The organism is Sphingomonas sp. IC081 (genome assembly GCF_006874585.1).
Lineage (GTDB): Bacteria > Pseudomonadota > Alphaproteobacteria > Sphingomonadales > Sphingomonadaceae > Novosphingobium.
This window is the reverse complement of sequence record NZ_CP029761.1, coordinates 2,036,463-2,049,290: the sequence shown is the minus strand read 5'-3', so window position 1 is coordinate 2,049,290 and position 12,828 is coordinate 2,036,463. Positions and strand designations below refer to the sequence as shown.

At 64.8% G+C, this 12,828-nt stretch carries 13 protein-coding genes; 10 read left to right on the top strand and 3 right to left on the bottom strand.

Annotated features, from left to right (window positions below; genetic code table 11):
• The first annotated feature begins 212 nt into the window (after window positions 1–212).
• The 7 genes from DM450_RS09955 (at window position 213) to DM450_RS09930 (ending at window position 6,242) form a co-directional block, all read left to right on the top strand.
• Window positions 213–863 carry a helix-turn-helix transcriptional regulator gene (locus tag DM450_RS09955; protein ID WP_142634453.1) on the top strand — a complete coding sequence of 217 codons (651 nt, stop codon included), beginning with the start codon at window positions 213–215 and terminating at the stop codon, window positions 861–863.
• A gap of 66 nt (window positions 864–929) precedes the next feature.
• Window positions 930–1,268 (top strand): hypothetical protein, encoded by a 339-nt coding sequence (locus DM450_RS09950; RefSeq protein ID WP_142634452.1) that lies wholly within the window; start codon window positions 930–932, stop codon window positions 1,266–1,268.
• A 61-nt stretch (window positions 1,269–1,329) separates the two neighbouring features.
• Entirely contained in the window at window positions 1,330–1,839 is a 510-nt protein-coding gene (locus DM450_RS26200; RefSeq protein WP_242526108.1) for a hypothetical protein, read from the top strand.
• An 89-nt stretch (window positions 1,840–1,928) separates the two neighbouring features.
• Entirely contained in the window at window positions 1,929–2,375 is a 447-nt protein-coding gene (locus DM450_RS26195; protein WP_242526109.1) for a JAB domain-containing protein, read from the top strand.
• 226 nt (window positions 2,376–2,601) lie between these two features.
• On the top strand, window positions 2,602–4,236 hold the full coding sequence (locus DM450_RS09940) for an alpha-D-glucose phosphate-specific phosphoglucomutase (RefSeq protein ID WP_142634448.1): 1,635 nt from the start codon (window positions 2,602–2,604) through the stop codon (window positions 4,234–4,236).
• A 106-nt stretch (window positions 4,237–4,342) separates the two neighbouring features.
• Window positions 4,343–5,209, top strand: coding sequence for an alpha/beta fold hydrolase (locus DM450_RS09935; RefSeq protein WP_142634446.1), 867 nt, complete (start codon window positions 4,343–4,345; stop codon window positions 5,207–5,209).
• A 184-nt stretch (window positions 5,210–5,393) separates the two neighbouring features.
• On the top strand, window positions 5,394–6,242 hold the full coding sequence (locus DM450_RS09930; protein ID WP_142634445.1) for an arylamine N-acetyltransferase family protein: 849 nt from the start codon (window positions 5,394–5,396) through the stop codon (window positions 6,240–6,242).
• A 15-nt stretch (window positions 6,243–6,257) separates the two neighbouring features.
• Here DM450_RS09930 and moaB read toward each other — a convergent pair whose 3' ends face one another.
• From moaB to DM450_RS09915, 3 genes are all read right to left on the bottom strand, one after another.
• Window positions 6,258–6,785, bottom strand: a complete 528-nt coding sequence (gene moaB / locus DM450_RS09925) for a molybdenum cofactor biosynthesis protein B (protein WP_142634443.1) — start codon at window positions 6,783–6,785, stop codon at window positions 6,258–6,260.
• Window positions 6,775–8,526 (bottom strand): transglycosylase SLT domain-containing protein, encoded by a 1,752-nt coding sequence (locus tag DM450_RS09920; protein WP_409529364.1) that lies wholly within the window; start codon window positions 8,524–8,526, stop codon window positions 6,775–6,777. Before DM450_RS09920 ends, moaB begins: the two co-directional genes overlap by 11 nt.
• 99 nt (window positions 8,527–8,625) lie before the next feature.
• Window positions 8,626–9,399: a uracil-DNA glycosylase family protein gene (locus DM450_RS09915; RefSeq protein ID WP_260609758.1), complete on the bottom strand. Its 774-nt coding sequence runs from the start codon at window positions 9,397–9,399 to the stop codon at window positions 8,626–8,628.
• 113 nt (window positions 9,400–9,512) lie between these two features.
• Between DM450_RS09915 and DM450_RS09910 the strand changes: the two genes are divergently transcribed.
• The 3 genes from DM450_RS09910 (at window position 9,513) to DM450_RS09900 (ending at window position 12,787) form a co-directional block, all read left to right on the top strand.
• Window positions 9,513–11,162, top strand: a complete 1,650-nt coding sequence (locus tag DM450_RS09910; protein WP_142634439.1) for an electron transfer flavoprotein-ubiquinone oxidoreductase — start codon at window positions 9,513–9,515, stop codon at window positions 11,160–11,162.
• A gap of 69 nt (window positions 11,163–11,231) precedes the next feature.
• On the top strand, window positions 11,232–12,053 hold the full coding sequence (locus tag DM450_RS09905) for a 4-(cytidine 5'-diphospho)-2-C-methyl-D-erythritol kinase (RefSeq protein WP_142634437.1): 822 nt from the start codon (window positions 11,232–11,234) through the stop codon (window positions 12,051–12,053).
• Entirely contained in the window at window positions 12,050–12,787 is a 738-nt protein-coding gene (locus tag DM450_RS09900; protein ID WP_142634435.1) for an N-formylglutamate amidohydrolase, read from the top strand. Before DM450_RS09905 ends, DM450_RS09900 begins: the two co-directional genes overlap by 4 nt.
• Window positions 12,788–12,828: the final 41 nt, after the last annotated feature.

Below are 12,828 nucleotides of genomic sequence, written 5' to 3'. Positions count from 1 at the left end.
ATTGAATTTCCGCGTATAGTTAACAACAAACCTTGAGGGTTCGGTTAAGATAGACAGAACGGTCGCGCGAAATCCGTTCGTAATGGCGGTTTCCAGGCGTCTTGCAGCGAAATCCGCCCAACTACCGATTGATCCTGAATTGGTTACCGCGATATACCTAAGGGAGAACCGGCGGGAGGGGGGTAGCCCGCCGGATCGGGAAGCCGGGGGATATGGATTTCGAATTCGGGGCGCGCGAACTAGACTCAGGACAGTTTCAGGGCATCCTTGAAACACTTCCGAGGCTGACAGATAAGCAACATGAAGTTCTAAGACTGGTTGCGGAAAACCGCACCAGCAAGGAGATAGCCTGGGAACTTGGCATTTCGGAAAGTGCCGTGAACCAGCGTATCGAAGGTGTACGTGCACGGACCGGATCACCGCCGCGGGCGGAACTGGCCCGGGCCTATCGGTATTATCAGCGAAAGGATCATGTAGCGCCTGCGCTGCAAGCGGCCGCGCCTGTTGCTGCGGCGGATGCTGCACGTCTTCCCGGCGAGGTCGCCGTTTCCCCAATGGCTGACAGGCAGGCCCCCTGTAATCCTCTACCAGAGAAGAATCCTCAGGTTCCCGCACGCCACATCATCGCCGATGGGTGGCTTCGGGACGAGCCGGGCAACCGCCTCACGCTTTCGGATGGCGTGACCTTCAAGGTCGAGGCACCGTGGCATGACGAACGGATCGAACGGGTCGTCCCCGAGGTGCTCGATGGCCCTGATGCCGGTGTCAACCGTGTGGCAGCCATGGTCCTCATCGCTGGCGGCTTACTGCTGGTGGCGGTGTTTGGACTGGATCTTGCCACGGCGCTGAGCCGACATCTGTGAGCCAGCCTCGTATCACGATCTTGTGGGGGGCCCGTAGCGAGTGGCGGGCGTCGATGGAGGGTTTTTATGGGTATGTCGATTTCCGCCGCTGCCGCACGTCTTTCGCGCCAGCTTCCCGAAGCCGAGCTTTCGCTCGATACCGCACTGCTGGCGTCGGCGCGGTTGATGGAAACGATGGTGCTGGCGCGCGGCGCCGATGGTGTCGCCAACTTCACCGGGCAGAATGCGCTGCTGCGCCTCGCCCGTTCGCAGCGCGCGCTTCTGGAAAGTCAGAACGACATGATCCGTGTCCACCGCGCGCTGCTCGATGCCGGTCGCCAGGTGAAGGCGATCGTCGACGAGCCGGAAGCCTGCCCGCAAAGCGCTGTCCTTGTAGAGGCGATGCCGCAGTTGCAGTCGGCCTGACCACAAGCGGGTCGACGATGGGTTCCGCGCGCTCGAAGCGGCATGGGGCTGGGGGGCTGCCATGTTTCTCCTGAGCGCGCGGGCCTATCTCCAGCATGGCGTGCTTGCCTTGCTGTTCGTGCTGGCGATGCGGCGTGGGGCCGCACCGGAGCGGATCATTTCGGCCACCATCCTGGGGATGCTGGTTGTCGATCGCATGTTCCACTTGTTCGTCGGTATTCAACCCATGCTGGTGCTGGGAGTGAACTTTGCCCATCTGGCGATCGACGTCATCGGGTTTGCCGTCTTCCTCATGGTGGCGTTGGGCGCCAACCGGGTCTACCCGCTGTGGATAGCGGGTTCTCAGCTCATCGCACTGTTGAGCCACGTCTATCCCGCAATGGCGAAGATGGTCTCGGGGCAGGCCTACGTGGCGATGAACATCATGCCTTCCTACGTGCAGATGATCGCCTTGGCGCTTGGCCTGCTCGCTCACATGCGGCGGCAGAAGCGACTGGGCAGCTATCCGTCCTGGCGCAAGTCCTGGCTCCTTTCGCCGGGGAACGGACGCAGGAGATTGCCTGCCGCCTGATTCAGCGCTTCGGCTCGCTACGGGGGATCCATGCCGCATCCGCGGCCAGTCTCGCAGAAACCATTGGTGAGACGACGCCGGGCTTCAGGTTGCTGACTGCAGCCATCGCGGCGGCTCGTGAACTTTCGGTTCTGGCCGCGCGCGAAGCGGTTGTCGGCGAGCCGACCGAGCCCAACAGTCCGCGCCTTCGTCAATACCTTGTGCGCCGCCTCGGGTTCTGCCGCGAGGAATGTGTCGTGGTGCTTTACCTGTCCGCCGAGGGGCTGTTCATCGCCGAGGACTTTCACGAAGGCGTCCACGGCAGCACGGCAATCCTGCCGCTGCGCCGGGCCGTGCGGCGGGCGTTTGAATTGGATGCCCGGCGGCTGGTGATCGCGCACAACCACCCCTCGGGAAATCCCGAGCCCAGCGCCGCCGACATTCGTGCTACCCGCCATTTCATCGATGTGGCCGGTGCCCTGGACATCCTTGTCGACGATCACTTCGTAGTTGGCGGCAATCGCGCGGTAAGTCTGCGGGATCGCGGGCTTATTTGATCCTGCGCGAAACTCGGCCGGTCGCGCGGCCCTTTTGCTTGGGCGCAACATTTGCCATGGATGGGCTTGATATTGCTGGCGATGCCGCCAGACTGTCACTCAATGCTGCCAAGCAACTTCTTTGCAGGCACAGTCTGTTCTTGGTGGAAACTTCCCGACCACCGCTTTCTTGTTGGCCGACTTCCTGTCCGGGAACTATCGGCATTCTGTTTATGGAGACCCGCGCTTGACCCGGATCGTAACTGTTCCCACCACTCCCTATGAAGGTCAGGCGCCGGGAACTTCCGGTTTGCGCAAGAAAGTCCGGGTGTTCCAGCAGCCCGGTTATGCCGAGAATTTCATTCAGTCGGTGTTCGACGTCGTCAAGCCGGCACCGGGGGCGGTGTTGGTGATTGGCGGCGACGGGCGCTTTCACAACCGCACGGTGATCCAGCAGGCGATCCGCATGGCGGCGGCCAATGGATATGGCCGGGTTCTGGTGGGGCAGGGCGGGATCCTGTCGACCCCGGCGGCCAGCCACGTGATCCGCAAGTATGGCGCCAGCGGCGGACTGGTGCTCTCGGCCAGCCATAATCCCGGCGGTCCGGATGAGGACTTCGGGATCAAGTACAACATTGCCAATGGCGGACCGGCACCGGAAAGCGTGACATCGGCGATCCACGCGCGCACTGTCGAGATCGACCGCTGGCTGACTGTCGAGGCGGCGGACGTCGATCTTGACCGGACCGGTGAAGTCTTGGTGGGCGAGATGACCGTTCAGGTCATCGACCCGGTGGCGGACTATGCCGACCTGATGGAGACGCTGTTCGATTTCGATCGGATTCGCGGGATCGTCGCCAGCGGATTCACCATGCGTTTCGACGCGATGAGCGCGGTGACCGGGCCATATGCGCACGAAATCCTTGAACGGCGACTGGGCTTTGCGCCGGGGACGGTGGTCAACGGCACCCCGCTGGAGGATTTTGGGGGGCATCATCCCGATCCCAACCTGATCCACGCCAAGGAACTCCATGACCTCATGATGGGGCCGCAAGCGCCCGATCTCGGCGCGGCTTCGGACGGCGATGGCGACCGCAACCTGATCATCGGGCGCGGACGCTTTGTAACGCCTTCGGATTCGCTGGCCATGCTGGCGGCCAATATCGAAATCGCACCGGCCTATCGCGGGCGACTGGCCGGAATTGCCCGCTCGATGCCGACCAGCGGCGCTGCCGACCGGGTGGCCGAGGCATTCGGAGTGCCGTGCTACGAGACGCCGACTGGCTGGAAGTTCTTCGGCAACCTGCTGGATGCCGGAAAGGTGACGATCTGTGGGGAAGAAAGCGCCGGTACCGGTTCGGACCATGTGCGCGAGAAGGACGGGCTCTGGGCCGTGCTGCTCTGGCTCAACATTCTGGCCGTGCGCGGGATCAGCGTCGACGAACTGGCAAAGTCGCATTGGGCGCGGTTCGGCCGCAATTACTACGCGCGGCACGATTACGAGGGTGTCGACAAGGCGGGCGCCGACACGCTGATGGCCGAACTGCTGGCTGCGCTGCCGAGCCTGCCAGGCACGGTGTTCGGCCCGCTGGTGGTCGCCCATGCGGACAGCTTTGCCTATACCGACCCGGTCGACCATTCGGTCAGCGCCAACCAGGGCGTGCGCGTTCTGTTCGAGGACGGCAGCCGCGTGGTGTTCCGCCTCTCGGGCACCGGCACACAAGGGGCGACGCTGCGGGTCTATCTCGAACGCTACGAGGCGCCTTCTGGGCATCTTGATGCCGACACCGGCGTCATGCTGGAAGCGCAAGTGGCTGCGGCAGAAGCGGCCGCCGGCATCGTGCGCCATACCGGCCGCACTGCGCCTGACGTGGTGACCTGACCCGGCTCCAACGCCCGGGCGTTATCGCCGGTGCCGCCTTGCTTCGTGCGGCCCTGCATCCGACCCTTTCCCCGCGACGCCTGAATGGCGCCTCGGGGGAGAGCGGATGCCTCGGATCGACGTGGGCGGAATCGGCATTGCCTATGAATTGCTGGGGCGCGCGGGTGATCCCGCCGTGGTGCTGACGCCCGGCGGACGTTTCGCCATGGATGTGCCGGGCCTGCGCGAAATGGCGGAAGGCCTGGTTGCTGCGGGGCGGCGTGTACTCCTTTACGACCGGCCCAATTGCGGCGCCTCGGATGCCAGCCTTTTGGGGGAGAGCGAATCGGAAATGCAGGCCGAGGCTCTCTCCGGGCTGATCCGCAGGCTGGACCTCGGGCCGGCGCTGATCGCGGGCGGTTCGGGCGGCAGCCGCGTCTCGATGCTGGCGGCAGCGCGGGATCCCGAAATCTGCTCGCACCTCGTGCTCTGGTGGATTTCGGGCGATCCGATCGGCCTCATGCAGCTTGCCACCTACTATTGCGGCGAGGCCGCGACGCTGGCCAGCCGGGGCGGCATGGAGGCCGTGCTTCAGGCGACGAGTTGGGCGGAAAACCTTGCGAAGAGTCCGCAGGCTCGGGAATTCATCCTGGCCCAGGATCCGGACAGGTTCATCGCCGTCATGCAGAAATGGGCCGCGGCTTATGGGCCGTCGCCGTTGAGCCCGGTTCCCGGCATGACCCAGCGCGATTTTGCGCGGCTGACGATGCCGGTCCTGGTGTTCCGGTCGGGCACCAGCGATCTGTCGCACACGCGGGCGACCTCGGAGTGGGTCCACCGGTTGATCCCGCATTCGCACTTCATCGATCCGCCATGGGGCAATGACGAGTGGAACGAGCGCTCGGTGGAGACCCATGGCGGACAGGCCGGGCATACGCTGTTCCGCTCCTGGCCACGGCTGGTGGAGCCGATCCTGTCGTTTGCGGCAGGCTGAGGATATCCGCCGTTCCTCCACCGATTATGCTCCGTATATGTCGTGGTTATGAACAGGCTTGTTCCTACTGCCTGCACGTTTTGCGCCCTATATTCACTCGTTTTGCCCAAGTCTGTCCCGAGAATATGCGCAAAGTTATCCACAGTCTTGCCGGCTGCCGGCCAAGGGTGCTCTAGAGCGTTTCATGGAAATCGAACGCTATTTCGCCCGTATCGGCCTCACCGCTGCGCCGTCTCGGGATGCCGAGGGACTGGCCCTTCTCCAGCGTGCCCATCGCCGCGCGATCGGGTTCGAGAACCTGGCCATTCCGCTGGGCGAGGGCATTCGCATCGATAGTGCCAGCGTGTTCGAGAAGCTGGTGCTGCATCGGCGCGGGGGATATTGTTTTGAACAGAACCGGCTCCTGTCCGATGTGTTGTCGGCCCTCGGGCTGGTGAACCGGCCGCTGCTGGCGCGGGTGCTGCTGGGCTTGCCCGAACTGGCTGCGCCGCCGCGCACGCATACTCTGGTACTGGTCAATCTCGGCGGAGCAGCGTGGATTGCCGATGCGGGCTTTGGCGGCAGTTACGTGCCGCCGTTGCCGCTCGAGGATGGCGCTCAGGCGCAGACCCCGGACGGCGCCTGGCACCGCCTGCTGCGTAGCGGCGAGCGTGGTGCGCTTGGCGGTGAATGGCGGCTGGAGCGCGCGGGAGCTGCCAGCGCCACCGATGGGCGCAGCGCCGACCATGGCGACTGGCAACCGCAATACGTGTTTGATCTGGCCGAAGTGGCGCAGGACGATCTGGAAATGGGCAACCACTGGACCGCCACTCGCCCTGGCACCCGCTTCACGACACTTTGCGTGGCCAGCGTCGTGCTGGAAAACGGCTTTGCAGCCATGACCGACCGCCAGCTTACCATCCACCGCGACGGCGTGGCCGAGGTGCGGGAAGTCGCTGACGCCGGCGATTATGCCCGAACCTTGCGTGAGGTCATGGGCATCGATCTTTCGGACGAGCAAGCGGCCCGGTTGCCGCTGTGGAACGCCGGCTGATCTGCGGCGCTGCCCTCAGACTTCCCTGAGCCGCGGCATCAGTTCCACGAAGTTGCAGGGACGATTGCGACTGTCGAGCTGCTCGGCCAGGATGCCGTCCCAGCCGTCCTGCACCGCGCCGTTCGAGCCGGGCAGGGCAAAGATGTAGGTGCCTCGCGCCACCGCAGCGCAAGCGCGCGACTGGACGGTGGAGGTGCCGATGGTCTTGTACGAGATCCAGCGGAACAGTTCGCCGAAGCCGGGAATGTCCTTGTCCTTCACGCGGTCGATCGCCTCGGGGGTCACGTCGCGGCCGGTGAGGCCGGTGCCGCCGGTCACCACGATCGCATCGACCTCGCGGTCGTCGATCCAGTTGTTGAAGCGGACGGTCAGGCGGGTGGCATCGTCCTTTTCGATCGCGCGGGCAACAAGGCGGTGTCCCGCCTTGCGGATGCGACCTTCCAGAATGTCGCCCGAGGTGTCGTTCTCGGCGGTGCGGGTGTCGGAAACTGTCAGGAGCGCGATGTTGATGGGCTTGAATTGACGTTCATGATCAATGGCCACGCATTATCGCTCCGCTTGCGGCCATGTGGACACCCTGCGATCCGGAAAGCCCCGGGAAGGTCGGCCACATGTCCTGTGCAAGCGCCATGCGACTTTCCGAAGGGCCGCCAGCCTGACGCTCATACATCCAGTAGTTGCGCAGCACTATGTTCACATAGCCGCGGGTTTCCCAGTAGGGCAGCGATTCCATCCACAGCAGCGGGTCGCCGTCGCAATTGACCTGGGTGTTCCAGCGGGTGACCGGCACCAGTCCGGCGTTGTAGGCCGCCATGACCTTGAGCAGCAGGCCCTGCGTGCCCGGCGCATTGCGCAAGGTCTGCAAGTGCTGCTGGCCGAAGGCAAGGTTCACTTCCGGCTTGTTGAGGTCGCTGGCCGTGCCCGAAACGCCCAGCAGCGAGGCATGGTCGCGGGCGGCGGAGGGCATGATTTGCATCAGGCCGCGCGCTCCGGCGGGGCTGACGACGCTGGTCTGGAAGATCGATTCCTGAAGCGTGTGGGCATAGACCAGTGCCGGGTCGACCTTCCAGCCGCCGGCCGGGGTCCACTTGGGCGTCGGGAAGCGACTGGCCGGTTCGGGGCGGCCACCGGCGGGCGCATTGTAGGCCATCCACAACTGCGTCGAAGGCAGGCCGAGATCGCGGGCGAGGCGGCTGATCGAGGCGTATTGCGAGGCATCGCCGATGCGGGCCTGATGGCGCAGTACCTCGTCGGCCAGGCCGTCCTCGCCGATTTCGGCCAGTTCCACGGCGGCACGGATGTTAGGCGTGTTGCGCAGCGATTGCCAGTCGGACGAGGTGAAGTCGGCGGCGGCATGTTGTTCGGGCAGCTTCATGCCCAGCTGTTCGGCGGCGAGCATGCCGTAAAGTGTCTCATCGCGCGCTGCGGCCAGACGCAGTTCGGCGGAAGCGGCCTCGGGCTTGCGGCAGCGAACCAGGGCGCGGCTGCGCCAGTAGTGCGCCGCGCTCGACAGTTCGGCGTTTTCGGAGGACTTGGCGGTCTTGTCGAAAGCGTCGGCAGCGCCGTCGCAGTCGCCCAGTCGCCATGCGGCGAGGCCGGCGGTCCACCAGGCTTCGCCGACCCATGGGCCGCTGCCCATCGCGCCGAGTTGGGCCATCTGGTAGGCCGAGGTGTCCTGGTTGCCGATGTAGTAGGCCCAGGCGATCTTCTGGCGCCATTCGGCCTGCGCCGAAGGGCTGAGGCCGGCGTCGATGCCGTCCAGCAGCAGGCGCGCGCCAGTGGGATCATCGTTCTTGATGCGCTCGTTGATGCCCGAGGCGATGGCGGCGGGCATCGTGCCGTCGCCGATCGACGCCGGGCGCACGCGCTTGGCCATCGTCGGCAGGCGCGCGAAAGGCTGTTCGCTGGGGACGCTGGGGACCGACATGGCGCCGCGCTTCAGGGCGAGGCGGCTGATCTGGTCGGCTCCGGGAAGTTCTGTGCCCTGTGCCAGCCAGGTCTGCAGGTCGGTCAGTTCGATCTTCGGCGAACCTGCGGCGAGGAAATATTCCGCACGCAGTTGCTGGTGCAGCGGGCCGTCGGGGCGGTCTGCCAGCATCTTCTGGACGGCGGCCCAGTCCTTGGCGTCGACCGCGGCAAAGGCCTGCTTGTAAAAGGCCCGGTCGTCCTGGCTCAGCAGCGATGGGACCGAGGTGTTGTCGGCCCGGCTGCGGAAGTAGTCCACCGCGGCGCTGTTGGCGAAGGCCGGCGTTGCTGTCAGCGTTGTTACGGCGAGCGCAGCCACCCCCGCGGCGCGCGCTGCCTTGGCAAACTTGTTCACGTCAAAATCCCCGCATCGTGCGACCTGATCCCTGACCCTTTTGCCGGGGCAGACGCCCGCATTCTAGGGCCTTGTCCACTCCAGCCAGGCTCTCCAGATGCTTGCCTTCGCGCGCGGATTCTGCAGCAGCGCGGCAAGCCCCCAGCCAGCCAAAAGAGGTATCGTTCCTCCTTCATGCTGAAATTGTCTTAAAACGGCAGCGCGTTGCGGTGATTCGTGGCCGATCAGCGGCAGGACGTTGCCGCCGAGCACGATCAGCCGCTCCGGAGCGGCCAGGGCGACGTGCCGGGCAAGCGCCTCGCCCACTCCCCGTTCGGCTGCGGCGCGCCAGTTCGGTACCGGGTCGGGGCGGGGGAGGGCGCTGGCGAGGTAGATGTCCTCGCGCCGTGTTCCGAAGGCGGCCAGCATTGCATCGAGCAAGCGGCCCTGCGGACCCGACAAAAGGCGGTCGCGGTCTTCGGCTTCCGGAGTTTCGACCACGATCATCAGCCTGGCGCCTGCCTCGCCTTCCGGCATCAGGCGGCCGGCCGGGCCGCCGTCGTCGAGCAGGGTCTCGCTCAGCCACCAGTCGCGGAAGGCGGGGAGGTCGGCGGGCAGCAGGGCTGGATCGATGCGGGTGGGCACGACCACGTCCTGCACCGCCACCGGCGCCCGGCGCGGGGGCAGGCGATCGCCGTTCTCGTCCTGCTCCTCCTCGGGCACGATCCACTCGCGCGGTTCGTCGAGGTAGTCATGGTCGACGCCGGCGCCGCGCCACCAATCGAGCGCAGCTGTGATATCGTCCAGAAATTGCCGATTTGGAGCCTGATCCATCGCGTGGGTCTTGACCTGTCGCATTCCACCAATCAAGGCACAACACGAATTAATCGCACGCTTAAGTGTGTGAATCGCAATTTTTGGGGCGAAAAGACCCAACAGGGTCAAAGACGGGGCCAGGAGTCGGGACTGCCATGATTGAACGTGAAGAGATGCCTTATGACGTCGTCATCGTCGGTGGTGGCCCTGCGGGCCTGTCCACGGCGATCCGGCTCAAGCAGGTCGATCCCGAACTCTCGGTCTGCGTGCTGGAAAAAGGCTCGGAAGTCGGCGCCCACATCCTCTCGGGTGCGACCATCGATCCCAAGGCGCTCGACGAACTGCTGCCCACCTGGCGCGAAGACGGTTGCCCGCTGGCGGAAACGCCGGTGACGGACAACCTGCACTGGCACCTCACCAAAAAGAAGAAGTTCGCGTTGCCGCACTTCATCCAGCCGCCTTTCATGTCGAACGACGGCAATTACACCGGATCGCTGGGCAACCTCTGCCGCTGGCTGGCCGAACAGGCCGAGGCGCTGGAGATCGAGATCTTCCCGGGCTTCCCCGCTGCCGAGATCCTCTACGACGACAACGGCGCCGTGATCGGCGTGCAGACCGGCGACATGGGCGTCGACCGCGAGGGCAATCCGAAGGGCGATTTCCAGCCGGGCATGAACCTGCTGGGCAAGTACACCGTGTTCTGTGAAGGCGCGCGTGGCCACCTGACCAAGCGTCTGAAGGCCAAGTACGACCTTGAAGCGAACTGCCAGCCGCAGATCTATGGCCTCGGCATCAAGGAACTGTGGGACATCGATCCCGCCAAGCACGTTCCCGGCCGCGTGATCCACACGCAGGGCTGGCCGCTCAGCGAGAACAACGCCTGGGGCGGCGGTTTCCTCTACCATCAGGCGAACAACCAGGTCGCGCTCGGCTTCGTTACCGCGCTCGATTACAAGAACCCCTACGTCTATCCGTTCGAGGAATTCCAGCGCTGGAAGCAGCACCCGGAAATCCGCGCAATTCTGGAAGGCGGCAAGCGCGTCGCCTACGGTGCCCGCGCGATCAACGAGGGGGGCTGGCAGTCGGTGCCGCAGCTGGCCTTCCCGGGCGGCGTTTTGGCGGGCTGCTCGGCCGGTTTCGTCAACGTGCCGCGCATCAAGGGCACGCATACCGCGATGAAGAGCGGCATGCTGGCAGCAGAGGCGATTGCTGCTGCGATCAAGGCTGGGCGCGAGCAGGACGCGCTGACCGAATACGACAGCGCCGTGCGTGAAAGCTGGATCGCGAAGGAACTGAAGCTCGTGCAGAACGCCGAGCCGATGGTGGCGAAGTGGGGCGGCGAGCTGGGTACGATCCTGGCAGGGGCCGACATGTGGCTGCGCACGCTGTTCGGTTTCGGCCTCGCCAAGCCGATGAAGCATCACACCGATGCCTCGTGCACCCAGCGCGCCGATCTCTACAAGCCGATCGCCTATCCCAAGCCGGACGGCGTGATCAGTTTCGACCGTCTGACCAGCGTGTCCTACTCGTTCACCAATCACGAGGAAGACCAGCCGGTCCACCTGCGTCTCAAGGACCCCAAGGTTCCGACAGAAATCAACCTGCCGCTCTATGCCGGGCCCGAGGCGCGCTATTGCCCGGCGGGGGTCTACGAATTCGTCGATCCGGACGGTTCGGGCATGAAGCTGCAGATCAACGCGCAGAACTGCGTCCACTGCAAGACCTGCGACATCAAGGACCCGACCCAGAACATCGAATGGGTCACGCCCGAAGGCGGCGGCGGTCCGAACTATCCAAACATGTGATCGCGGGCGGTCATTTAAGCAAAAAGACGAGGCGTCGGGGGTTGCTCCGGCGCCTCGCTCGTTTCAGGGATGACGGCGATGATTTCGGAAACCGCCTACGCCAAGATCAACCTCGCGCTTCATGTCCGCCGTCGGCGCGAGGATGGGTATCATGAACTGGAAACGCTGTTCGCCTTCGTTGATGCGGGGGACGAACTGGCGGCGACCCCTGCCGACGCGGATCGCCTGACGACGCACGGCGAATTCGCCGCGAAGATCGATGATCCCTTCGGCAATATCGTCGCCAAGGCGCTTGGCGCGCTGCCGCACGGTCAGGGCTGGGCAGTCGACCTCGAGAAGCGCCTGCCGGTAGCGGCGGGGCTGGGTGGAGGCTCTGCAGATGCGGGCGCCGTGTTCCGCATGGTGGAGCGTACGCACGGCTTGCCGGATGACTGGCACGCCCGTGCGGCGAAACTCGGTGCGGACGTCCCGGCCTGCGTGCTCTCGCGCCCCTGCATCGGCACCGGCACTGGCACCGATCTTGCCGAAGTGGCGGAGAACGATCTGGCCGGGTGTCCGGTTCTGCTGGTCAACCCGCGCGTGCCGGTGCCCACGGGGCCCGTGTTCCAGGCATGGGACCGGATCGACCGGGGGGGCATGCCCGGTGGAAGCTTGCGCGAAATCGCCCTCCATGGCCGCAACGATCTTGAAGCGCCGGCCATTGCCATCTGCCCGGTGGTGGCGGACGTTCTGGCTGCGCTTGGCGAGACTTCGCCGTTCCTGGCGCGCATGTCCGGTTCCGGCGCGACGTGCTTTGCGCTTTACGAAAGTCAGCAAGCCTTAAGCGAGGCTGCGGCAAGGATCGCTGCAACCCGCCCCGACTGGTGGCAATTGTCCGGGAGCCTGCGTTGATTACCGAAGCCTATCAAGTACTCGGAACCCCGGCCGCCGGGGGAATCCTGATTATTGCCGATCATGCTTCCAACCGCGTGCCGGACGGCGTGGATCTTGGTATCGATCCCGAATTGCTGAACCGGCATATCGCCATCGACCTCGGCGTTGCTGCTGTCGCCGAGCGGATGGTGGCCGAGACCAGCAAGCAAGGCGAAATCGCCGCTTGGCTGGCAAATGTCAGCCGCCTCGTCTGCGATTTCAACCGTGACCTCGATGCGCCGGGCCTGTTGCCCGAAGTGTCCGACGGCCACGAAATTCCCGGCAACACGCTCTGCGCGCAAGGGCGTTCGGCGCGGCTGGAGCAGTTCTTCCATGCCTATCACGACGATCTGGAAGCACAACTCAAGGCCGCCGAACCGGCTTTGATCCTCTCGCTCCACAGTTTTACCCCGGCGCTGGCGACATGCGACAAGCCGCGTCCCTGGCATGTCGGTGTGCTCTACAACGAGGATGAGCGCGCCGCCCGCATCGCGATCCCCTTGCTGCAGGCCGAGGGGCTCGTGGTCGGCGACCAGCTTCCCTATTCGGGCAAGGTCCTCAATGCGACGATGAACCGCCATGCGGAGGCGCATGGCCGCCCTTACCTTGGCATCGAGATCCGGCAGGATCTGATCGGTGATGCCGCAGGTCAGACGGTCTGGGCCGAACGCATGGCGCGCATCTGCCGCGAGGTCGCCGCTGCGCTCGGCTGACTTGTGAAGCAGGCGTGGCCGGGATAGTCTTCGGCCCCTGG